The sequence below is a fragment of the Pseudomonas sp. 3296 genome (assembly GCF_031456615.1).
GTDB classification, from domain to species: domain Bacteria; phylum Pseudomonadota; class Gammaproteobacteria; order Pseudomonadales; family Pseudomonadaceae; genus Aquipseudomonas; species Aquipseudomonas mucoides.
Genome location: NZ_JAVDUY010000001.1, coordinates 192,449 through 212,912, shown reverse-complemented (window position 1 = coordinate 212,912; position 20,464 = coordinate 192,449). Strand labels below are relative to the sequence as shown.

Here is a 20,464-nt window from a genome sequence, read left to right as displayed (position 1 = left end):
TGTGAGCGTTCATTGCACGATGACCACTTCTTCGGTGTCGCTGCCGCCATTGGATGACGTCACCCGAACCTGGGCTGGCGGAATCGGCGAGATGCCGGTGGCCAGGCTTTTCACGGCACCATCACCACTGAGCGCGCCGATGGCGGCCCCGGTACCCGAGGTGGCGGTGAGCACCGGTGGCGAGGTTTCATCACTGGTCGAGGCGACGATGGTGATCTGGCCGTTGTTCAGGCTGTACTCGGCACGGGAAATCACCACCAGGTCACTCAGGGGCATGGGCAGGGTCGTCGGCGTGCTGCTGGCGATGGCCAGGTGGTTGTCGGCGGTCACTTGCAGGGTGTTCGGCAACGATGGATTGGTCGACGACTGCGCGTACCAATGGCCGGTACTGTCGGCTTCGGTGAAGTTCAACACCGGGTTGTTGCTGTCCAGGGTCACCGTCGCCGGTGCGGGCGGAGCCATGACGAAGACGTCTTGCTGAGCCACCGGTGCGCTGGTACCGGCATGCCGTGAGTAGGTGCTGCGCTGGGCGATGACCGGGGTTGGCCGGACCACCGTCGACAGCTTGCCGGAGACGGCAAAGAGGTCGGTGCGCAGGTCCAGTCCATTGGGGCCTTCGATGCGCACGTAGTTGGTGTTGAACGGACTGCCGGTGACGGCTTCCGTGAGGTTCGGGTCGCCAACGAATTGTTCGGCGGCACCAGTGACCGGGTTGGTCTCGGTGTAAGGGCCGTTGACGCTGCGCAGGAACGGTCCGATATCACCCTTGAGCGCGCCGTCGTAGGTTTTCGCTGCGCCTATGCCGATGTCCCTGGTCATGTTGATCGCCCTGCGCCCGGGAGTATCGACGGTGAACACGTCGACGCCATAGGGGTGCGTCACGACGTAGGTCCCGGCCGTGGGCACATCGATACGGATGCGGATACGTGCGAAGCTGATCTGGTCGCCTTCCACCGGGTCGCCGCCGCTGAAGGCTGCTTCAACCGCAGAGACATAGGTCAGGTCGATGCCACGGGTTGCATCGACGATGGTGGTTTCGCCGGTCGCCCAGAACGCTTCGTCGGGAAAGTTGGTCGGGAAGACCATCGGTTGGGTGTCGTCGAAAACACCCGGTGTGGGGATCAACGAGCACATGTAGGTCGGGGCGCCTGGTGTGCTGGCCACCCTGGAACTGACGGCCTTGGACAGGCACAGATCAAGGGTGCGACCGTGCGTGTCTTGATACCAGGCGGCGAAATTGCCGTTGGCGGGCAGGTAAGGTCCGGTGTCGACTGCAAACAGCGCCGCCTGCGCAGCGCCTTGGGCCAGAGCGGACACGATCAGGGCGATCGTGGTTTTGGACAGTAAAGGGTGCATGAGTATTCCCTCTATCAGAAGACCTGCCCCCTGGGGGTGGGTCAGTTGAGAGGGCTTCGGCAACTTCCATACCAATCTTTGAAAACCGCCGCCTCAGGCCCGCAGTGAAAGCCTGTGGCACTGGCGCAGCAAAATCGTGCCGGACGTTGAAGCGGGCGACTGTCCCCAGTTTTGGGGGGCTATGGGGGCAGTGGGGCAAACGGGGAAAGTGGGGGACAAAACCCGAAGCCGGGCAAACATCGGGCAGTGGGCTATAACCCTATAGGGAGTACCCGGGAACCTCGTCCATGACTATTCAAGCCACAGCCCTGCTCAAAGAAGAGGGCGACTTTCGCCTGAGTTCGCGCAAACAGCCGTTCAACCTGCTGCGCTGGTTTTCGCTGATCAGCATGGCGGTGATCGGCACGGTGGCTGTGGCGTTGGGCGCAGTGTCCACCCGTTTTGTGATTACCGAGAGCGTGCAGCGTGATGCGTTGCTGACCTCACAGTTCATTGAAGCGATTGCCTCGGCCGAGGTGCGCCATGTGTCCATTCCTCACGTGCGGACCATGGGCGAGTTGCTCGATCCGCGCAAAGACAAGGATTTCCCCGATGTCGACCCGCAGGCCCGAGCCAGTGCCCGGGGTGAGTTCCTCGATCACATCCAGCATTTGCCCGATGTGATCCTGGCCAACATCTACGCCCCGGACCGCATGGTGATCTGGTCCACCAACCCTGAATTGATGGGCACCACGATCCATGCCGACGAGGACCTCGATCAGGCATTCGGCTCCAAGACCCCGGTGTCCGCCAGCTATCACAACGTGGACAAGGCGCGCATGGAGCAGAAGTTCGTCACGCAGCCGGACTACATCTTCATCGAGAATTACATCCCGCTGTTCGACGCCGACCGCAACAACGTCACCGCAATGGTCGAAATCTACAAGGAGCCCAAGGACCTGATCGAGCGTATGGAACGCGGCCTGGCCTTGATCTGGCTGGCCACGGCCCTGGGTGGCGGGTTGATCTACCTGGGCTTGTACTGGATCGTGCGGCAGGCGGCGAATCTGTTGGCCACGCAACAAAAACAACTGATCACCAACGAAACCCTTGTCGCCCTCGGGGAAATGTCTTCGGCGGTTGCCCATAGTTTGCGCAACCCGTTGGCGACCATTCGTTCCAGCGCCGAGTTGGCCCTTGAGTTTGACAGTGGCCCGGCCCACAAGAACATCAACGACATCATCGGTCAGGTGGACCGCATGTCGAAATGGGTCCGGGAATTACTGCAGTCTTTGCGACCGCTCAATGACGAAGCAGAGTCGGTGAACCTGGTTGCCTGCTTGCATGACAGCCTGCTCGCCTTCGAGCATCAGATCGCCAAGGCTAATGTTCACGTAGTGTTCGAGCCGAAGGAAACACCGATGGTGTGGAGCCAGCAGGTGCAGCTGACGCAGATCCTCAACAGCTTGCTGGCCAATGCGCTGGAAAGCATGGATAAGGGCGGCACGTTGACGATTTTGCTGGAACCGACCGATACCAAAGGTATTTGTGTGAGCGTCAGCGACACTGGCAAAGGCATGAACGAGGAGCAGCGCAGCATGGCGTTCCGGCCGTTTTTCACCACCAAGCAAGGTGGCTTGGGCGTCGGGCTGGTTCTGGTGAAGCGCATCATGGACCGTTTCGGTGGCGCGGTGACCCTGAACAGCCGTGAAGGCGAGGGCACGACCGTCCGTTTGTCGTTTAAACGATTCCCCTGAAACTGGGTGTGAACTTTCCCCGTTAGCGGGTGTCAGGACCCAGTCGTTTTTCGAGGCATGGCAAATTGATGTTGATAAGCCATTGTTTTTTAGGGTGTTAATACTTTCGTATAAATCAGTTACAAATCTGGCGAGCTCCTTGCAAAACCCCCATCACCCCCTTCATGACTTCGAGGCGGCTGGTGATGGACACAAAAGCGCGTTATCCCTTCAAGTGGTTTGGCCTGTTGACGCCTCTGGGCGTCCTTCTGACGATGACGCTGGGCACAGCGAATCTGCGTGCCAGCCCGATTGATGACGAGCGACAGCCAGAACCGTCCGACCCTTCGGCCTACTACGACGAACCGGCTGACGAAGCCACGGCGTTGAATGCCATTTTGACCATGCCGGAGGCCAACGAAGATTCCTTCGACCTACCTGATGGTGTCAAAGGCACCCGCATGACCACGCGGCAGGAAAATGTCCTGCCGCCGGCGGTGCAGACCAGCTTCAACTACCCCACCAATGGCAAGCCGAGCCCGTTGTTTGGCGCCCAGCCATTCACTCAGCAACTGGTGCTGTTCGAAGAGTTCGGCCCGGAAAAACTCGACCCCACTACTCCCGCGGCGCCGCTGGGTTTTCCGCCGGCAGCGGTAGGCCCGTTGCCACAACAGGACCCGACCAATGCCGCCCGCAGTGCACCACCGAGCGCGGCGCTCGACGCCTTCATGCGTCAACCGGGGCTGACACCGTTCCCCAGCCAGTATTCCAACGTGGTGGATCGCAACCCGTGGCAGGCGCAGATCGAAGTGTTCCTCAACCGTCATATCGGCTCGTCGGCTGAAGGTCGTCCACCAGGAAAAGGCTGGTCGCATCAGCGCTGGAACGAGTTCTACCCACAAATGGCCTACAAAACCGTTCAAACCGGGGCGAGGCTCAACAGCGGTTGGCGTGACAGCCTGCAAATGCACCACTACGCCGTGGGCGAGTTCGGCCCCGGTGGCCTGTATCACAACGTCGCCGGTGTGCCGGCCACCGATGGCACCTCAAAAGGCGTCGATCCGCGTTTCCACCCGAACATGCCGGTGCAGAACCACAACTCGGTGTGGACCTTCGACGGCACGCTGCCGCCTAAATTGCTGATGGTGCGTTACGGCCAACCGGTACTGATGCGTCACTACAACGGCTTGCCAATCGACCCCGCCGCCAACATGGGCTTTGGCTTGCACACCATCAGTACCCACGAACACAACGGTCACGCCCCGGCGGAAAGCGATGGTTATGCCAACGCGTTTTTCTTCCCCGGGCAGTATTACGACTATCGCTGGCCGATCCAGTTGGCCGGTTACGACACCATCAACACCGACGCTCATGATCCTCGCGCGGCATTCCCTTGCTCGCCGGGTGAAACGCTGTGGACTAACGACATGAGCCCGAGCCGCAAGACCTGTGAGAACGGCACGATCAAGATCCGTGGCGACTGGCGCGAAACCATGAGCACCCACTGGTTCCACGACCACATGCTCGATTTCACCGCGCAGAACGTCTACAAGGGCAACGCGGCGATGATGAACTACTACAGCGCCCTGGACCGTGGCAACGAATCGGTGAACGATGGCGTCAACCTGCGTTTCCCCAGCGGCAGTGCCTTGCCGTGGGGTAACCGCGACTATGACGTCAACCTGGTGTTCGCCGACAAGGCCTGGGATCAGAACGGTCAGCTGTGGTTCAACCCCTTCAACACCGACGGCTTCCTCGGTGACCAGGTGCTGGTCAACTGGCAGTGGAAACCGACCCTGGATGTGCGCGCCCGCAGCTATCGGTTCCGCATGCTCAACGGTTCGGTATCGCGTTACTACAAATTGGCGCTGGTGCGTGAAATCAAGGGCACCAGCGGTGAGTTCCAAGGGCCTAAAGGTTCGGGTGTGTCCTATGCCCGCGTGCCGTTCCACATGATTGCCAACGACGGCAACATCATGGAACACAGCGTGCCGTTCGATGGCTCCATGGACCTCGACGCCGACGGCGATAAACAGAACCACAACGCGATTCTCCCCACCCAGGGCATCGCCGAGCGCTTCGACATCATCGTCAACTTCGCGAAGAACGGGATCAAGCCGGGGGACAAGATTTTCTTCGTCAACCTGCTGGTCCACGACGATGGCAAAGGCCCGAAAGAACCGGTGTCGCTGGCCGACGTGCTCTCTGAAAATTACAAAGCGGTGATCAAGCAAACCAGCAAAGGGCCGATGTGGGACAAGGGCGACCCTGCGGTGGGCAAGGTGTTGCAACTCAACGTCAAGGCCTACACCGGTCAAGACCTGGCGATGGACCCTGCAGCCTACGAACCGGCCAAACCGGGCAAAGCTGAAGGCCTGGTGATGATCCCGCTGAAGATCCATCGCGACAACGCTGCCGACAAGGCACTGCTGGCCCAGGCACTTCACCGGACCTTTACCTTCGGCCGTTCCGACGGCACCGATGAAGCTCCGTGGACGGTCAAGACCGACGGCGGCTTCGGCTTCCACATGGACCCAAGGCGCTTGAACACGGCGACTCACTTGGCCAACGGTCCGACCGATGCCGGTGCTGCGGGTTTCGGCACCCTGGAGGTCTGGAATATCAAGGCCGGCGGCACGGGCTGGAGTCACCCGGTGCATGTGCACTTCGAGGAGGGGATCATCCTCAGTCGCGGCGGCAAGGCGCCACCGGAATGGGAAAAATGGGCACGTAAGGATGTGTACCGCATCGGCTCGGAAAAAGATGGCCTGGATAACGTCGAGATGGCGATCAACTTCCGCGAATTCGCCGGGACCTACATGGAGCACTGTCACAACACCCAGCACGAAGACAACTCGATGCTGCTGCGTTGGGACATTGAGAAACCCGGGCAATTTCAGTTGATGCCCACACCGCTGCCGAGCTGGGATGGTGTGCGCTACGTCAACTCCGCCGCGCTGCCTACCTTCCGTACCGGCGACGGCTTCGGCCCAAAAGTGGTCGTCAAACCATGAAACGCCGCGAGGGAGCCGACATGAACGTGCACACGCCGCGCTCCCGCGCCCTTGGCATGCACCTGATTCTGGTACTGGTCACCTGTCTGCTGGTCAGTCAGGTACTGCTGGCCCATGAGGGTGTGCTGTCGCCGACGGAATCGGCGACACCCTGGGGCGGCGACTATTTCCCCAACACCCTGCTGACTGACCAGGACGGTCAGCAGGTGCATTTTTTCGATGACCTGATCAAGGACAAGGTGGTGGTGATCAACTTCATCTTTACCTCATGCAGCGACTCTTGCCCACTGGAGACCGCGCGCCTGCGCCAGGTGCAAAAGCTGCTCGGCGACCGGGTCGGCCAGGACATCTTTTTCTACTCCATCAGCATCGATCCCTTGAGCGATACACCCGAAGTGCTCAAGGCCTATGCGCAGCGCTTCAAGGTCGGGCCGGGCTGGAAATTCCTCACCGGGGAATTTGCCGACGTCACTGAGCTGCGCAAGAAACTCGGGCTGTTCATTGAAGGCGTCGACAACGGACGCAGCAAGGACCACAACCTGAGCCTGATCGTCGGTAACCAGAGCACCGGTCGCTGGATGAAAGCCTCACCGTTCGAGAACCCGTGGATTCTGGCCGACCAGTTGGCCAACACCTTGCAGAACTGGAAAAAAGCCAGCGCTGAAGAAAGCTACGCCAACGCCCCGCAGATTCGCCCACCGAGCAACGGCGAAGAATTGTTTCGCACCCGTTGCGCGTCCTGTCACAGCCTGGGCCCGATGGACGGGCAAGGCCTCGGCATGCGCAGCATCGGCCCGGACTTGATCGGCGTGACCCGTCAACGCGACCCGGCCTGGCTCAACCGCTGGATTCGCGAGCCGGACAGCATGCTCAAGGAGAAAGACCCGATTGCCGTGGAGCTGTTTGAACGCTTCGACAAAATCCCGATGCCCAACCTGCGTCTGGATGAGAAATCCGCGCAGTCGATTGTGGATTTTTTGCAGGAAGAAACCGAGCGCCAGCAGCCCTTGCAAGCAGCACAGGCGCAATAGCGGCGAAATACTATCATTGGGTCATCAGGCACCTTCAATGCGACCTACACTGATCCGTGACATGGCTGAACAGGCTAGATACGAGCATCCAGGACACCCCTAATGCCGACAATAGAACAACAAAAAGAACCTGCGCCGGTCACGCCGCCAGCAAAGGGCCAAAACCGGTTGGGACAGTTCAATCTGCTGCGCTGGTTTTCCCTGGGCAGCTTTCTGATCATCGCTGCCGTGGCGCTGGGTCTGGGCTATGTGTCCACGCGTTTTGTCGTCGATGAGAGCATCGAACGTGACTCCATGCTGACCGCGCAATTCATCCAGGCCATCGGTGATGCGGAAATCCGCCATGCGGGCATCACCCTGACAAGAACCATGGGCGAAATGCTCGATCCGCGCGATGACAACGCCTATTCAGACGTCAATCCAGGCGCCCGTGCTGCCGCCCGCATAGAGTTTCTCGATCATGTCGAACACTTGCCGGACACGCTGCTGGCGGTGGTGTACGCCCTGGATCGCACGGTGGTCTGGTCGACCAATCCACAAATGATCGGCATGCGCGTCGAAGGCGATGAAGAATTGGATGAGTCCTTTGAAATGAAGGAAACCGTCTCTACCAGCTATCACCAGATCGACGAGGAACGTCCCGAACAGATGCTGTTGCGCGAGCCCAAGTACCTGTTCGTTGAGAACTACATTCCGATGTTCAATGCCGACAAAAGCAAAGTGATCGCCATGGTCGAGATCTATAAGGAACCGATGGACCTTGTGGAGCGCATCCAGCGTGGTTTCAAGGCAATCTGGATCGCGACAGTGCTTGGCGGCCTGGTCATTTACCTCGGGTTGTTCTGGATTGTTCGCCGGGCTGCAACGTTGCTGCAGAGCCAGCAAAAGCAGCTGATTACCAATGAGACTTTCGTCGCGCTGGGGGAAATGTCTTCGGCGGTGGCGCACAGTTTGCGCAATCCGCTGGCGAACATTCGCTCCAGCGCCGAACTGGCCCAGGAAATCGCCAGCCAGAGTGCGCAGAAGAACATCGGTGACATCATCAACCAGGTCGATCGCATGTCGCGCTGGGTGCGGGAATTGCTGGTATCGCTGCGGCCCATGAATGATGACTACGAAACGGTCGACCTGGTGCTGGCCATCGATGACACCCTGAGTGCCTTCGATGCGCTGATCAAGCGTTCGAACGTGGAGGTGCACTTCACACCTCAAACCTGCCCACCGGTCGTCAGCCAACAGGTGCTGCTCACGCAAATTCTCAATAGCCTGTTTGCCAACGCCCTCGAAGCCATGCCCAAGGGCGGCCACTTGACCGTCGACATCGAACAGCCACAACCGGGCCATGTGCGCATGACCCTCAGTGACACCGGTAAAGGCATGAGCAAGCAGCAGCAACAGATGGTCTTCAAGCCGTTCTTTACCACCAAACAAGGCGGGCTGGGCGTCGGCCTGGCCCTGGTCAAACGAATAATGGAGCGTTTCGAAGGCTCGGTCGACCTGACCAGCCAGGAGCAGGAGGGAACCCGCGTCTGTCTCAATTTTAAAGTGGCAACGGGAGGGGAATATGGAGCACAGCATATTGCTGGTCGAGGATGACGAAATCCTCGCCGAGAATATTCAGACCTACCTGGAGCGCAAAGACTTCGAGGTGACGGTCTGCCATTCTGCTGAAGATGCACTGGAGCAATTGAGTAAAGTCGCCCCCGACGTGGTGCTGACCGACAACTCGTTGCCGGGCATGAGTGGTCACGATCTGATCCAGAAGCTGCGCATCAGCGCGCCGGATCTGAAAGTGATCATGATGACCGGTTACGGCAATGTCGAAGATGCCGTGGTGGCGATGAAAGAGGGCGCTTTTCATTACGTCACCAAACCGGTGGCCTTGCCCGAGCTCAAGCTGCTGCTCGACAAGGCACTGGCCACGGATCGCATGGAGCGCACGTTGTCGTTCTATCAGGAACGCGAGGCGCAGAAGTCCGGCGTGCAGGCCTTGATCGGCGAATCGGCGCCGATGAACTACCTGAAGAACACCATCGCCCAATTGCTCGACGCCGAGCGCCGCATGGCCAACGCCGACCTGCCGCCGGTGCTGGTGGAAGGCGAGACCGGCACCGGTAAGGAACTGGTGGCGCGGGCACTGCACTTCGACGGCCCGCGCAGCAAAGGCCCGTTCATTGAATTCAACTGCGCATCGATCCCGTCCAACCTCGTGGAGTCGGAACTGTTCGGCCACGAGAAGGGCGCCTTTACCGACGCCAAGGACCGCCGGACCGGCCTGGTGGAAGCGGCCGATGGCGGCACGCTGTTTCTCGATGAAGTCGGTGAAATGGACCTGCTGCTGCAAGCCAAACTGCTCAAGCTGCTGGAAGACCGGACCATTCGCCGGGTCGGCGCGGTGAAGGAGCGCAAGGTCGATCTGCGGGTGATCAGCGCCACCAACTGCAACCTCGAACAAATGGTCCAGCAGGGCAAGTTCCGCCGTGACCTGTTCTTCCGTCTGCGGATCATTTCCATCAAGGTGCCGCGCCTGTATGCCCGTGGCGAAGACATCCTGCTGCTGGCCCGGCATTTCCTGTCGATCCACGGCAAACGCTATGGCAAGCCGAACCTGCATTTCAGCGATCAGGCCGAAGAGCTGCTGCTCAGCTACAGCTGGCCAGGCAACGTGCGCGAGCTGCGCAACATGCTCGAGCAAACCGTGCTGCTGGCCCAGAGCGATACCATCGCCGCGCACCAGTTGAACGTCTGCCTGAGCCTGGTGGACGACCCGCCGTTGTATCAGCATGAGCCGCAACACCACGAACCGCGTCCGGTCTACAGCGGCACGGAGTCGATGAACCTGCCGGAAGTCGAGCGTGACATGGTGCGCAAGATGCTCGACAAGACCGACTGGAACGTCACCAAGTCCGCTCGGCTATTGGGCCTGAGCCGCGACATGCTGCGTTACCGGATCGAAAAACTTGGCCTGGCACGTCCGGATAAACGCCAGTGGTAGGCCTTATTCCAACCTCGGGCCTTGTTGGCTGAGGCATTCGAGTGTGCAACTCGGGTTCAGGACTTCCTCGTTCACGTACACGTTGAGATCGGCATCGTACGTGCGAATGAACACCTGAACTCGGGCACTGGCGATTGTCGGCAAAAGTGAATCGTGGAACACATGCTGGCTTGAAATCGGTATGAAGTCCCCTGGCGAGGTCGAGGTATATGAACCTGGCGGTACCATGATCGCGGAGGGAGGCGCGGGGTGGGCGAAGGGCTGGTCGCCCCCGTAATAGTTGAAGTCACTGCTGTATTCGGTGGTCAGCGGCAGGGTCTCGCCTGCGTGGGCGACGCTCGTCAGTGTCAGGCAGACAGTGAACAGCATCAGATCGGTTTTTTTCATGGCAACACCTGTGTAGTCGATTTTCGCGCAACTCCCCAAGGCCATTAACTATAGCTGTCGTACGGGCAGGCGTTCGTTATGCCCGATTTACAAGATTCCAACAGGTTTTTTCAGCGCTCCGATCTAGACTTGGGCCGATCCATCAAGACCCGAATCTGGAGCGTGCAATGGAAATGCCGACACAAGAACAAGCCATCGCCAGCAACCGCGAGGCGTGGAACGACTCCGCCCGACACCACAAAGACACCCGCGAATGGCACGAGATGGTGACTGCCGTGGGTCAGAGGGATTTTTCCTGTCTGGATGCGACCCTGACCGGCGTGCTGGAACAGGTGGGCGTCGATGGCGGGGACGTGGTGCAACTGGGCTGCAACAACGGCCGCGAAAGTCTCTCGCTGTATGCGCTGGGTGCCCGCCGCGTGGTGGGCGTCGATCAGTCGGCAGCGTTTCTCGATCAGGCGCGGGAGTTGGCGTCGCGCTCACCCCATCAGCCCGAATTTATCGAAGCCGATATCCATCATTTGCCGACCTCGTTGCATCAGCGTTTCGACGTGGCCCTGATCACCATCGGCGTGTTGAACTGGATGCCGGACATCGGCGAGTTCATGCAGCATGTCGCGCAAACCCTCAAGCCGGGCGGGGCGCTGGTGGTGTACGAAACCCATCCGTTCCTTGAAATGTTCGACCCCGAATCGGCCGATCCGTATCGCCCGGACAGCTCGTATTTTCGCAGCGAACCGTTTGTGCAGAATCAGCCGATTGTGTACCAAGGCAAGGTCGAACAGCCGGCAGCGGCGTCCTACTGGTTTGTTCACACCCTGGGGGACATCTTCACCGGTGCCCTCGATGCAGGATTGCAGATCAGCCACTTCAAGGAGTACCCGCACTCGAATCGGGAGGAGCTGTATGACCGGTATGAGCGGCAGACGGCGCAGTTACCGATGTGTTTTTCGTTGGTGGTGAAGCGCCAAGAGAAGTAGTGCCGCTTTTGGCTCCATCGCGAGCAGGCTCACTCCTACACTGGATCTTCATCAGGCACAGATTTTGTGTCCGCAAAAAATCCCCTGTAGGAGTGAGCCTGCTCGCGATGGCCGCGACACGGTTTATCTGTCAGCCATCAAACCCGAAAGCCCGGCTTTTCACGGGTTCAAATCATCAGCCTCATGCCGCTCGGGCACCTGGCTCGCCTCATCGCCCCACGTACGATTGACGCGCTGCCCGCGCAGGACCGCAGGTCGCTTGGCAATCTCCTGCGCCCAGCGTTGCACGTGGGTGTATTCGTGTGCAGACAGAAACTCGGCCGCCGAGTACACCTTGTCCCGCACCAGTTGGCCGTACCAAGGCCAGACCGCAATATCGGCGATGGTGTAGTGATCGCCCGCCAGGTAGGGGCTTTCGGCCAGTCGGCGATCGAGGACATCCAGCTGCCGCTTGGTCTCCATCGTGAAGCGGTTGATCGGGTACTCGAGTTTTTCCGGCGCGTAGGCATAGAAATGCCCGAAGCCGCCGCCCAGGTAGGGCGCCGCGCCCATTTGCCAGAACAGCCAGTTCAAGGTTTCGGTGCGTCCTGCCACATCGGTGGGCAGGAAAGCGCCGAATTTTTCCGCCAGATACAGCAGGATCGAACCGGACTCGAACACGCGGATGGGCGGCTTCGCGCTATGGTCCAGTAATGCCGGGATCTTGGAGTTCGGGTTGATCTCGACAAAGCCGCTGGAGAATTGATCACCGTCGTTGATGCGGATCAGCCAGGCGTCGTATTCCGCGCCGACATGCCCAAGCGCCAGCAACTCCTCCAGCAGAATGGTCACCTTCACTCCATTGGGCGTGGCCAGTGAGTACAACTGCAACGGGTGCTTGCCGACCGGTAAGGTCTTGTCATGGGTCGGTCCGGCGGTTGGCCGGTTGATGTTGGCGAATTCGCCGCCAGACGGGGCGTTGTTTTTCCAGACCTTGGGCGGAATGTAGGACGCTTTGCTCATGAGACGGACCCCCATTGTTGGCGTACTGTGATCACAGACTGCAAATGGACAATGCTGTGAACCATGGCAGAAGGTCGTTCAGATGTCACTGATGTCTGGTGAAGGTCCCCTAATGCAGGAGTGAGCCTGCTCGCGAAAGCGGTGTCACTGACACCGCTGCACTCAAGCAAACATCAAACCTGCGCCGCACTCGTCACCACTGGCCGGCCCGGTTTGCGCAGTGGGTCCAGGCGTGAGCCGGTGTAGGTGGATTGGCGGAAGAAGCGCCACCGGCCGAACAGGCAATAGACGTGAGTCACGCGCCCCTGTTCTTGATACCCCATTCGAATGTGCAGTTTCAGGGCCGGGATGTTGCGGGTTTCGCAGACGTCCACCACCTTGTTGCAGCCTTGCGCCTGCATCGCTTCCCACAGGGCGACCTGGACATCCACCGACAGGCTGGTGCCGAAGTAGGCGCGGGTCATTTCGCCGCCGAATTCAAAGAACTCACCGGGTTTGACCGGGAACCAGCAGCCGTAATAGTGACGGTCGTGATAGTCGCGGGTGCTGCCCCAGATGAACGCGCAGGCATGGCCTTCGTCGTCCAGGTACATGTGCCCGGTATGACCTTCGGCAGCGAGTTCGGCCATGGTGCCGACGCGGTCACCAAAATGCTTGGCAAATGCCGTGGTGTTTTCCGGGGTGATGATCACCTTGCGTAAGCCCGAGTAGGGCCGCAGTTTGTGCGGCGGCACGGGACTGACCAGGTCGCGCTCCATCCACAACAGTTCCCAATGGAAAAACACGTAACGCTGCCACAGTGTGTTGAACGTGCGGCTCAGACCTTTTTGTTTGATGCGTTCGCGAAGCTTGTCGAGTGCGTTCATGAAGCCCTCCTTGACGAAGGAATGGTCTTGCGTGGATGAAAGTAGTGTGGGCATAGCGCAGAGTCGCCATTTCCAACTTTTTTGTTTCAGTGTGAGTAACAGTTCAGACACAATTTCAGGCGTCAAAAAACGCGCGGCTTTTATTCCATTACCGCCTCCGCACGCTCACTGAACGACTTGCCCACCACGGTGTAGGCGACTCGCTCCACACCCGGCAAACGCTGTTCCAGCAGGGCACTCAACGACTCGCCCTGATCCAGATAAGCATCGCCAAAATCGGCACCGAGCTGATTGGGGTGCGCGACAATCTCCAGCAACCCATCCAGCGGTGGCGCCGCATTGCGCAGATCAACCGGGGTGCACACATAGTCAGCGGTGGCACCGGCCAGATTGCTTAAACGCCGATTGAGCAGCTCCTTGAATACGCGCTTGGGCAGGCTCAGGTTTTGTCCCAGGTTGCGCGCCAGTCGTACGGGCACCCCTTGACGGGCAGCGAAACGGGCAACGATTTCACCAATGGGCCAAATGTTGTGTACGTGCTGATGGGAGTCCAGATGACTGGGGCGCACACCGTTATCCAGGCAACGCTGCCATTGCGCTTCGAGTTCTTCGAGCACCGCCGCACGATCCCGCCGACTGAGCCACAGACGGTGGCGGGGCAGGTTGAGGTCGAACACGCCGGCGCTGTCGCAGAACGTCCTGCGATCCAGAATCGACTGGCTCAGTGGCCGCCCGTAGGTGAGGTTGAAGTGCAGCCCGATCCGCCCTTCGAGCATCGGGTGCCGTGCCATGACACACGCCGCTTCGAAGGCCGGCATGTTGGCCATGGCCGTGGCGGAACTGATGACCCCGGCCTGAAAGGCCCCGAGAATCACCGCGTTTTCGCAGGCACTGAGGCCGAAATCGTCAGCGTTGACTATGACTTGGCGAGGCATGTTCGCTCTCCATGATGGTTTTTGCCGGCTCGACGGCTTTGGCGACTGGCGCGGCAACCGGAGCGGGTTTTACCGCTGCTGCCGCACGCCGGGCTTTCCACTGTTGCCAGGCCGGTTTGAGTCGCTGCCAGAAGCGCAACGCCAGGCCCAATACCAGACCGCTGGGTCGCCAGGAATAGAAACTCCAGCGCCAGTGCTCCAGCTGTCCGGTCATGCGTTCGTGCAGTTGATGGCTGGAGTTTTCCAGGCTGACCCGCGAGGCATCGATCCAGCGCCAGTTCTCGTCCAGCCCCCAGCGAATCCATTCTTCAAGCAGCACCCGGCCGCTGCCCAGATCGGCGTATTGCGGCAGAAAGGCCAGGTTGTAGTCGTACAGCCGACCTTGCTCCAGCAACCCGAGACGGTAGCTGATGCAACGGCCGTCCAGTTCCAGCACCACCACCCGCACCAGCCCCTGTTCGGCGAGGGCGGTGAAGGCGCGGTCCATCCATTGTCGATGACGCTCGTCAGAGAAAATCCCGACGCCTTCGTCACCTTTCCAGCTCACCGCTTCGACTTCGCTGATGGCCTGCAGCAACGGGCCCATGGTCAAGGCGTCCGGGGTGATCCGTCGAACCTGAGCACCACACGCGGCGATGCGTTTACGCGCACGCCGCAGTTTGTAGCGCGGGTCGCCGGACACTTCCTGATGGTCGGCCTCGCTGATCAGGTGCACCGGCACCCGGCAACTGAGTCGGCGTTCGCCGGTCGAGCTGTGGGTCATCCATTGCGTCAGCACGCTTTCCTCGCCAACGGGTTCCGGGAGTTCATTGAGTTGCAGCAAGGCATGGGGCAGCCGTCGACGAATCTCGACCAAGGCCTTGCGCATATCCTCGGCGTCCAGGTTCGTGAGCAAGGCGAGGCGGTCGGCGAGGGGATAACCCAAATGATGCAGCACCCGAAACGGCAGCCCGGCGAACCGCTCGACGGACGCCACCAGCGGCAGGCACAACTGCAACTCATTGCCTTGCCAGCCCAGCAGCACGTGCAGGTGCTGCCCGGCAGTCAAAGCCTGTTCAGACGCGGCCATCCAGGCCAGCGTGTTGAACGGCGTGTGGTCCGTCACCCGCAGACGCAGCGCTTCGTAAGCCGCTGCCGGGAAGTCAGCGGCGCACAGTGATGTGCGCCATTCCAATCGTGCCGCCATAAGGTCAGGTCGCCGAGGCTGGGACAGGTTCACGGGCCGGTTTGCGCAAGGCATCCAGACGCGAGCCTGTGTAACGGGTTTCGCGGAAGAAGCGCCAGCCGAACAGGCTGTACACGTTCATGATCCGCCCTTGCTCCTGATACCCCATGCGCATGTGCAGCTTGAGGGCAGGAATGTTGTGGGACTCGCAGACATCCACCACCTTGTTGCAGCCCTGCGCCTGCATGGCTTTCCACAGTTCCAGTTGCACGTCCACCGAGAGCGTGGTGCCCCAATACGCACGGGTCAATTCGCCGCCGAATTCGAAGAACTCGCCTTCCTTCACCGGGAACCAGCAGCCGTAGTAGTGCTTGTCGTGATAGTCGCGCGCCGCGCCCCAGATAAACGCCACTGCATCGCCTTTATCGTCCAGGTGCATGTGCCCGGTGTAGCCCTCGCGGGCCAGTTCGGCCATGGTCTCTACGCGGTCACCAAAGTAGCGGGTGAACGCCACGGCGTTCTGCGCGGTAATGGTTTCCACCCGCAATGGCGGGTACGGCCGCAGCTTGTGTGGCGGCACCGGGCTGACCAGGTCGCGCTCCATCCACAACAGTTCTTCGTGGAAGAACACGTAATGCTTCCAGACTTTTTTGAACGTGGCGCTCAGGCCTTTCTGTTTGATCTGTTCTCTGAGTTTGTGCAAAACATTCATGTCATGTCTCCTGACGGTGTTGGCCGTGTTGGGAGTAATGCATCGCGCGGCGAGGGCCGGCGCGACAAAGCAATCCAGGATGTTCATGAGGCGCTCCAGCTCAGAGCGAACAGGGTTTCCCCTGGCAAGTCGAAGCTGACGCGCCCGTTCTGGCAGTTGAAAGGCGCATCACGGCTGCGGTTGTCCGCGCCGAAGTAACGCAATGAGCCTTTGAGCTGCGGGCAAGTGGTGCCAGTCAGGCTCACATGCTGCAAACGCTTGCCTTTGTTGACCCCCAACAGGCTGCGTTGATCGTCAGTGGCCATGGCCAGTGCATCGACTTCAAAGGCGGTGTTCTCCAGCCGTATCACGCTGGCGAGCCAGTGTTGCTGAATGAACTGTTGGGCAAAGCCCACCGGTTTCAATTCGAAGTGATCGTCGCCGAGGACTTTCAACATGCCCTTGGGATAGTTCGGTTCATCGGCGGCCTGGAACCAGTTGAGCATTTCCAGCAAACCGTCCTGGGACGAGTTGATGACCACGGACGCCCACCACAGCGAGGCGAAATGGGTGTCTTGATCGTAGGGGCTCAGGCTGGAGCCGCTGGACATGTTGGTCTGGTCCAGCAACAGGGCTTTGCGTGGCCGGCCCTTGCCATCGAGGCCAACCAGATCGGCGGCGCGGCGCACGCTGTCACGGTAGACCCGGGTCGCCAGCAAGTCACGAATCATCCATTCGTGCCAAGCGAGGGCATCGACGTTATCGCCCGATTCCGCCAGCAAACGCCGAGCCCAATCGATCCCGCGTTTGTCGGCGGCGTTGTCGGCAAACGGGCCATTGACCAACCGTGAGCTGGCCGGCATGGCGATACGCACACCGGCCTTGGCATTGTCCGGGTTGCTGCGCACTTGCCGGGCCATGCTGTTGAAGATGCTTTGGTACTGGGCGTAGCTCGAATAATTGAGATTGGGTTCATCGGCAAAACCGATGTAGTGCGTGCCCTTGCCACCGAGGGCGCGGGTCGAGGCGAGCCAGGCGTCGAGCCCCGCGTTGCTCATGGTGTCGGCGCGCAAATCTGCCTGGCGCTGGCTGCCGGCCAACAGCGTGATGTCCTGATAAATGCCGAAGCGGTCCTGATACACCTGGCGGAACGCATCTTCGTACTGCGGCTTTTTCGCGGTGACGTCGACAAAGGTGTAGTAAGCGCCGGCTTGCGGCTTGAGCGCATCGAGTACCGCATAACTGGAGGGCGGCGGCATCACGTAGGGCAGGGCGATGCCGAGGTTTGGTGTCGGGCCGAGCACGTCTTTGCCCAGCGTCAGGTGCACATCACCTGCGTCTTCGCGCAACGGTTTGAGCTGCTGCGGGTCCTGCGCGAACAGGTTGGCGGTGCCGTCGAGCCAGAACGCGACTTTGCCGCTGCCTTGCAGGCGCAGGCGCCACACTTGTTCGTTTGAGGTGACCGGTAACTCGACCTGGTCGAACTGCCAATAGGCCCGATAAGGTTTTAGCGCCACCGACACCTGTTTGCCGTCGCCCACCCGTTGCGCTTGCAGGACGCTGACGCCGCCGTGGAACTTACCGGCCAGCACCGCGTGTTCACCTGGCGCGACCTTGAAAAACAACTCGTCGCCGTCATGGGTTTCGGCGCTGAAATGCACCTTGGCCGGGGCGAACAGCGCCACGGTACTGTCGTCGTGTTCAACCTTGTAGCGGCGAAAGCTGTAACCCGCAATCTCCAGTTGATAGCTGGCCGCATTCGGCGCCAACGGCCAGCTCTGGGTGCCGCTCAATTCACTGGCGGCAATCTTGCGTTCAGCCTGAAGCTTGCCTTTGCCGTCGAGCAGGTACAGCTGTTCTTCGTTGGCATCCGCTTGCCACGCCGGAGTCCAGCGCACCGTCAGCGTGTCGGGACGCTCCGGTTGCAGGTACAGGCTGCCGTCGCGAATGTCCGCCCAGCGCATCGGCCCGGCGTAGGCGTCGAAGGAAAGACCCAGGCTCATCAGCAGCGCGAAATACCTCATGCCGATTTCCGTTGCAACATCAGCAGCATAGGTGCCACGTCGCTGGGCAGAATGATCAGGGTTTGCCAGACCGACACACCGCTCAAGCGGCAGTACATGACCAGCAGCGCGATGGTCACCGCCAAATAAGCGATGGACGATGCGGCTGCCGCGCCGACGATGCCGTACGCCGGGATCATGACCAGATTCAGCGCCAGATTCAGCAGGGCGCCGAGGCCCATCAACAATGAAATGGTGCCGGGGCGGTTTTTGCCCAGCAGATCGAGGCGCAGGATGCTTGCATAGCAAAGGCCGAGCAGGCCCGGCAGCAATGCCAGCAACGCCGGATACGCCGGTTGATACGCCGCACCGAACAGCGTGACGATCAGCCATTCACCGATCACCGCCATGGTCAGGCAGGCGCCGAGCATCACCGTCGCGGTCAGGCGCAGCGCCAGCGGCGTGACCTTGTCGATGCCTTCCTCCTGTTGCAGCAGGCGTTTCATCAGCGGCGTGGTGACCGCTTCCGGCACGATCAGCAGCAACTCGGCGGCGGCGCTGGCCATGGCGTAATGACCGAGCGCGGTACTGCCGAGCAGGGCGCCGATGAACAGGTAATCGGAACGCAGGATCACTTGCTGGAACAACAGGTCCGGATGGCTGCGAGCGCTGTAGCGCAGCAGTTCGTTCTGGCTGGCGCGGTCCCATTGCAACTTCAGCGGCTGATCACGTTTGAGCCAGACCCACCCCGCCAGCACCACCAGGCTGATCCCCGCCAGCCAACTGATCAGCGCAGCTTCCAGGGCCGATTCTTTCCACATCCAGAACAGTGCGAGGAACAGCAACAGCGGCGCCAGGGATTCCACCAGGCGCAAGGCGTTGAACGCGACCACGCCGCCCGAGGCGTTGTGCAGTGTCAGCAACCCGCTTTTGAGCACGGTCAACGGCACCGCCAGCAACAGCAGCCAGGCGAGCAGGCCCAGTTGCGTGGTGATGTCGAGTTCGCTGCCGAATTCGCGCACCAGCGCCACCACCAGCAAGGTCAACATTGCCGCCAGCAGACAGCCGAACACCAACACTTGGCTTAGCAACAGACCCATCGGCCGCTGCTTGGCCGCTTGATACCCGACCGCCGAGTTCAGCCCGCCGCTGGTGGCGGCGCTGATCAGGTCGGGCAGGGTGCTGAGCAGGGCAAACAAACCGCGCTCGCTGGGGCCGAGAATTCGCGCCAGTAACACGTTGCGCAGCAAGCGCAGCGCAATCATCGCCAGTTTGGTGCCCATGCTCAGGGCGAGGTGCTTGAGGTAATGACTACGGCTCATGGGCGGGCCCCGCGATACAAACGCCATGACAGCAGTTGTGGATTGCGCGCCACGCGTTGGCTGACGCCGAAACGCGGCAGGTTCAACGGGTCTTCGCTGCCGCGATAAATCCCGGTGCCGGTGCCCAATGCAAACGGGAAGTCATGCAAGGCGACCTGATCGCGCACGCGCGCATCGTTGTCGCCGTTGGGGTAGCAATAGACCGGCAACGGCCGGTTGCAACCGTGTTGCAGGGCATCGCGGCTGCGGCTCAGCTCTTCGTGCAAGCGTTGATCGTCGAGGCCGGTAAGGATTGCGTGACTGGCACCGTGCGGGCCGAAACGCACCAACCCGGAAGCTTCCAGCGAACGCACCTGATGCCAGTCCAGCGCCTGGGGCAACGACTCGTCCGGGCAGGCATCGGTCAGTTGGTTCAACGTCATCGGGCTCAGGCTTTTCAGGCTTTGCAGAAAATGCAGCAACGCCAGGCTGCGGCGTTCCTCATTCAGCTCTGCGAACGGCACCGGCAAGGGCCGGCCGGCCTGTTGCAGAGACTCGATCAAGCGCACTCGGGCGGGTTCACCGTGGCTGCCCCACAAGGTTTCACCGATGCTTTCCCACCAGAACCGCTGACGGCTGCCGATGAAGTCGGTGGAGAGGAAAATACTCGCCGGCACCTGGTATTTTTGCAGCAGCGGGTAGGCATTCACCGCATTGTCACGCCAGCCGTCATCGAAGGTCAGGGTGATTTTCGGCCGGTCCGAGCGGACTTTTCCCGGGTGCAGAATCTCCATCAACGGCACGCAGTCAAAATGTTTTTTCAGCCACGCCAGCAAGTGCTCGAACGCCTTGGGCCCGACGCACAATTCATTGCGGTGGGGCAGGGCGGCGGCCTGATCGTCGGCCAGCACCCGGTGCAGCATCAAAATCACCCCGGCGCCTTGCAGCTGATGACGTCCGACCGGCGAGTTGAGGTAGAGCCAACCACTGGTGCGCTTTAAGAGTTGTTTGATCGCCATGGCT

Annotated in this window: 16 protein-coding genes; 6 read left to right on the top strand and 10 right to left on the bottom strand. The window is 60.3% G+C overall.

Annotated features, from left to right (window positions below; genetic code table 11):
- Positions 1-9: 9 nt before the first annotated feature.
- Positions 10-1,356, bottom strand: a complete 1,347-nt coding sequence (locus tag J2X66_RS01045; RefSeq protein WP_310259767.1) for a hypothetical protein — start codon at positions 1,354-1,356, stop codon at positions 10-12.
- Between the two features lie 287 nt (positions 1,357-1,643).
- Here J2X66_RS01045 and J2X66_RS01040 point away from each other — a divergent pair, with 287 nt between their 5' ends.
- The 5 genes from J2X66_RS01040 to J2X66_RS01020 all read left to right on the top strand — a co-directional run bounded on the left by J2X66_RS01040 (position 1,644) and on the right by J2X66_RS01020 (position 10,111).
- On the top strand, positions 1,644-3,092 hold the full coding sequence (locus J2X66_RS01040; protein WP_310259763.1) for an ATP-binding protein: 1,449 nt from the start codon (positions 1,644-1,646) through the stop codon (positions 3,090-3,092).
- Positions 3,093-3,277: 185 nt separating this feature from the next.
- Positions 3,278-6,085 carry a multicopper oxidase domain-containing protein gene (locus J2X66_RS01035; RefSeq protein ID WP_310259760.1) on the top strand — a complete coding sequence of 936 codons (2,808 nt, stop codon included), beginning with the start codon at positions 3,278-3,280 and terminating at the stop codon, positions 6,083-6,085.
- Positions 6,086-6,105: 20 nt separating this feature from the next.
- A complete protein-coding gene (locus tag J2X66_RS01030) occupies positions 6,106-7,116 on the top strand; it encodes an SCO family protein (protein WP_310259757.1) in 1,011 nt (336 codons plus the stop codon).
- Between the two features lie 102 nt (positions 7,117-7,218).
- A complete protein-coding gene (locus J2X66_RS01025) occupies positions 7,219-8,712 on the top strand; it encodes a HAMP domain-containing sensor histidine kinase (protein ID WP_310259754.1) in 1,494 nt (497 codons plus the stop codon).
- Entirely contained in the window at positions 8,681-10,111 is a 1,431-nt protein-coding gene (locus J2X66_RS01020) for a sigma-54 dependent transcriptional regulator (RefSeq protein ID WP_310259750.1), read from the top strand. The genes J2X66_RS01025 and J2X66_RS01020 overlap by 32 nt, the downstream gene beginning before the upstream one ends.
- Positions 10,112-10,114: 3 nt before the next feature.
- Here J2X66_RS01020 and J2X66_RS01015 read toward each other — a convergent pair whose 3' ends face one another.
- Positions 10,115-10,498: a hypothetical protein gene (locus J2X66_RS01015; protein WP_310259747.1), complete on the bottom strand. Its 384-nt coding sequence runs from the start codon at positions 10,496-10,498 to the stop codon at positions 10,115-10,117.
- 167 nt (positions 10,499-10,665) lie between these two features.
- Between J2X66_RS01015 and J2X66_RS01010 the strand changes: the two genes are divergently transcribed.
- Positions 10,666-11,478 carry a methyltransferase domain-containing protein gene (locus J2X66_RS01010; protein ID WP_310259744.1) on the top strand — a complete coding sequence of 271 codons (813 nt, stop codon included), beginning with the start codon at positions 10,666-10,668 and terminating at the stop codon, positions 11,476-11,478.
- A 159-nt stretch (positions 11,479-11,637) separates the two neighbouring features.
- On the opposite strand, the gene yghU is transcribed toward J2X66_RS01010, so the two are convergent.
- The 8 genes from yghU to J2X66_RS00970 all read right to left on the bottom strand — a co-directional run bounded on the left by yghU (position 11,638) and on the right by J2X66_RS00970 (position 20,460).
- Positions 11,638-12,480 carry a glutathione-dependent disulfide-bond oxidoreductase gene (gene yghU, locus J2X66_RS01005; RefSeq protein ID WP_310259741.1) on the bottom strand — a complete coding sequence of 281 codons (843 nt, stop codon included), beginning with the start codon at positions 12,478-12,480 and terminating at the stop codon, positions 11,638-11,640.
- Between the two features lie 173 nt (positions 12,481-12,653).
- Positions 12,654-13,346, bottom strand: coding sequence for an N-acetyltransferase (locus J2X66_RS01000; RefSeq protein ID WP_310259739.1), 693 nt, complete (start codon positions 13,344-13,346; stop codon positions 12,654-12,656).
- A 140-nt stretch (positions 13,347-13,486) separates the two neighbouring features.
- Complete coding sequence (locus tag J2X66_RS00995) at positions 13,487-14,281, bottom strand: ChbG/HpnK family deacetylase (protein ID WP_310259736.1); 795 nt, start codon at positions 14,279-14,281, stop codon at positions 13,487-13,489.
- On the bottom strand, positions 14,253-15,467 hold the full coding sequence (locus J2X66_RS00990; RefSeq protein WP_310259734.1) for a GNAT family N-acetyltransferase: 1,215 nt from the start codon (positions 15,465-15,467) through the stop codon (positions 14,253-14,255). The genes J2X66_RS00995 and J2X66_RS00990 overlap by 29 nt, the downstream gene beginning before the upstream one ends.
- 4 nt (positions 15,468-15,471) lie before the next feature.
- Entirely contained in the window at positions 15,472-16,158 is a 687-nt protein-coding gene (locus J2X66_RS00985; RefSeq protein ID WP_310259730.1) for an N-acetyltransferase, read from the bottom strand.
- Between the two features lie 83 nt (positions 16,159-16,241).
- A complete protein-coding gene (locus tag J2X66_RS00980; protein WP_310259728.1) occupies positions 16,242-18,161 on the bottom strand; it encodes a hypothetical protein in 1,920 nt (639 codons plus the stop codon).
- On the bottom strand, positions 18,158-19,462 hold the full coding sequence (locus J2X66_RS00975; RefSeq protein WP_310259725.1) for an oligosaccharide flippase family protein: 1,305 nt from the start codon (positions 19,460-19,462) through the stop codon (positions 18,158-18,160). Before J2X66_RS00975 ends, J2X66_RS00980 begins: the two co-directional genes overlap by 4 nt.
- On the bottom strand, positions 19,459-20,460 hold the full coding sequence (locus tag J2X66_RS00970; protein WP_310259722.1) for a polysaccharide deacetylase family protein: 1,002 nt from the start codon (positions 20,458-20,460) through the stop codon (positions 19,459-19,461). Before J2X66_RS00970 ends, J2X66_RS00975 begins: the two co-directional genes overlap by 4 nt.
- Between the last annotated feature and the right edge of the window lie 4 nt (positions 20,461-20,464).

What these genes read in the sequence shown, in the direction of transcription:
- J2X66_RS01045 (WP_310259767.1), bottom strand. Translation starts at nt 1,356, where the DNA reads ATGCACCCTTTACTGTCCAAAACCACGATCGCCCTGATCGTGTCCGCT.
- J2X66_RS01040 (WP_310259763.1), top strand. Translation starts at nt 1,644, where the DNA reads ATGACTATTCAAGCCACAGCCCTGCTCAAAGAAGAGGGCGACTTTCGC.
- J2X66_RS01035 (WP_310259760.1), top strand. Translation starts at nt 3,278, where the DNA reads ATGGACACAAAAGCGCGTTATCCCTTCAAGTGGTTTGGCCTGTTGACG.
- J2X66_RS01030 (WP_310259757.1), top strand. Translation starts at nt 6,106, where the DNA reads ATGAACGTGCACACGCCGCGCTCCCGCGCCCTTGGCATGCACCTGATT.
- J2X66_RS01025 (WP_310259754.1), top strand. Translation starts at nt 7,219, where the DNA reads ATGCCGACAATAGAACAACAAAAAGAACCTGCGCCGGTCACGCCGCCA.
- J2X66_RS01020 (WP_310259750.1), top strand. Translation starts at nt 8,681, where the DNA reads ATGGAGCACAGCATATTGCTGGTCGAGGATGACGAAATCCTCGCCGAG.
- J2X66_RS01015 (WP_310259747.1), bottom strand. Translation starts at nt 10,498, where the DNA reads ATGAAAAAAACCGATCTGATGCTGTTCACTGTCTGCCTGACACTGACG.
- J2X66_RS01010 (WP_310259744.1), top strand. Translation starts at nt 10,666, where the DNA reads ATGGAAATGCCGACACAAGAACAAGCCATCGCCAGCAACCGCGAGGCG.
- yghU (WP_310259741.1), bottom strand. Translation starts at nt 12,480, where the DNA reads ATGAGCAAAGCGTCCTACATTCCGCCCAAGGTCTGGAAAAACAACGCC.
- J2X66_RS01000 (WP_310259739.1), bottom strand. Translation starts at nt 13,346, where the DNA reads ATGAACGCACTCGACAAGCTTCGCGAACGCATCAAACAAAAAGGTCTG.
- J2X66_RS00995 (WP_310259736.1), bottom strand. Translation starts at nt 14,281, where the DNA reads ATGCCTCGCCAAGTCATAGTCAACGCTGACGATTTCGGCCTCAGTGCC.
- J2X66_RS00990 (WP_310259734.1), bottom strand. Translation starts at nt 15,467, where the DNA reads ATGGCGGCACGATTGGAATGGCGCACATCACTGTGCGCCGCTGACTTC.
- J2X66_RS00985 (WP_310259730.1), bottom strand. Translation starts at nt 16,158, where the DNA reads ATGAATGTTTTGCACAAACTCAGAGAACAGATCAAACAGAAAGGCCTG.
- J2X66_RS00980 (WP_310259728.1), bottom strand. Translation starts at nt 18,161, where the DNA reads ATGAGGTATTTCGCGCTGCTGATGAGCCTGGGTCTTTCCTTCGACGCC.
- J2X66_RS00975 (WP_310259725.1), bottom strand. Translation starts at nt 19,462, where the DNA reads ATGAGCCGTAGTCATTACCTCAAGCACCTCGCCCTGAGCATGGGCACC.
- J2X66_RS00970 (WP_310259722.1), bottom strand. Translation starts at nt 20,460, where the DNA reads ATGGCGATCAAACAACTCTTAAAGCGCACCAGTGGTTGGCTCTACCTC.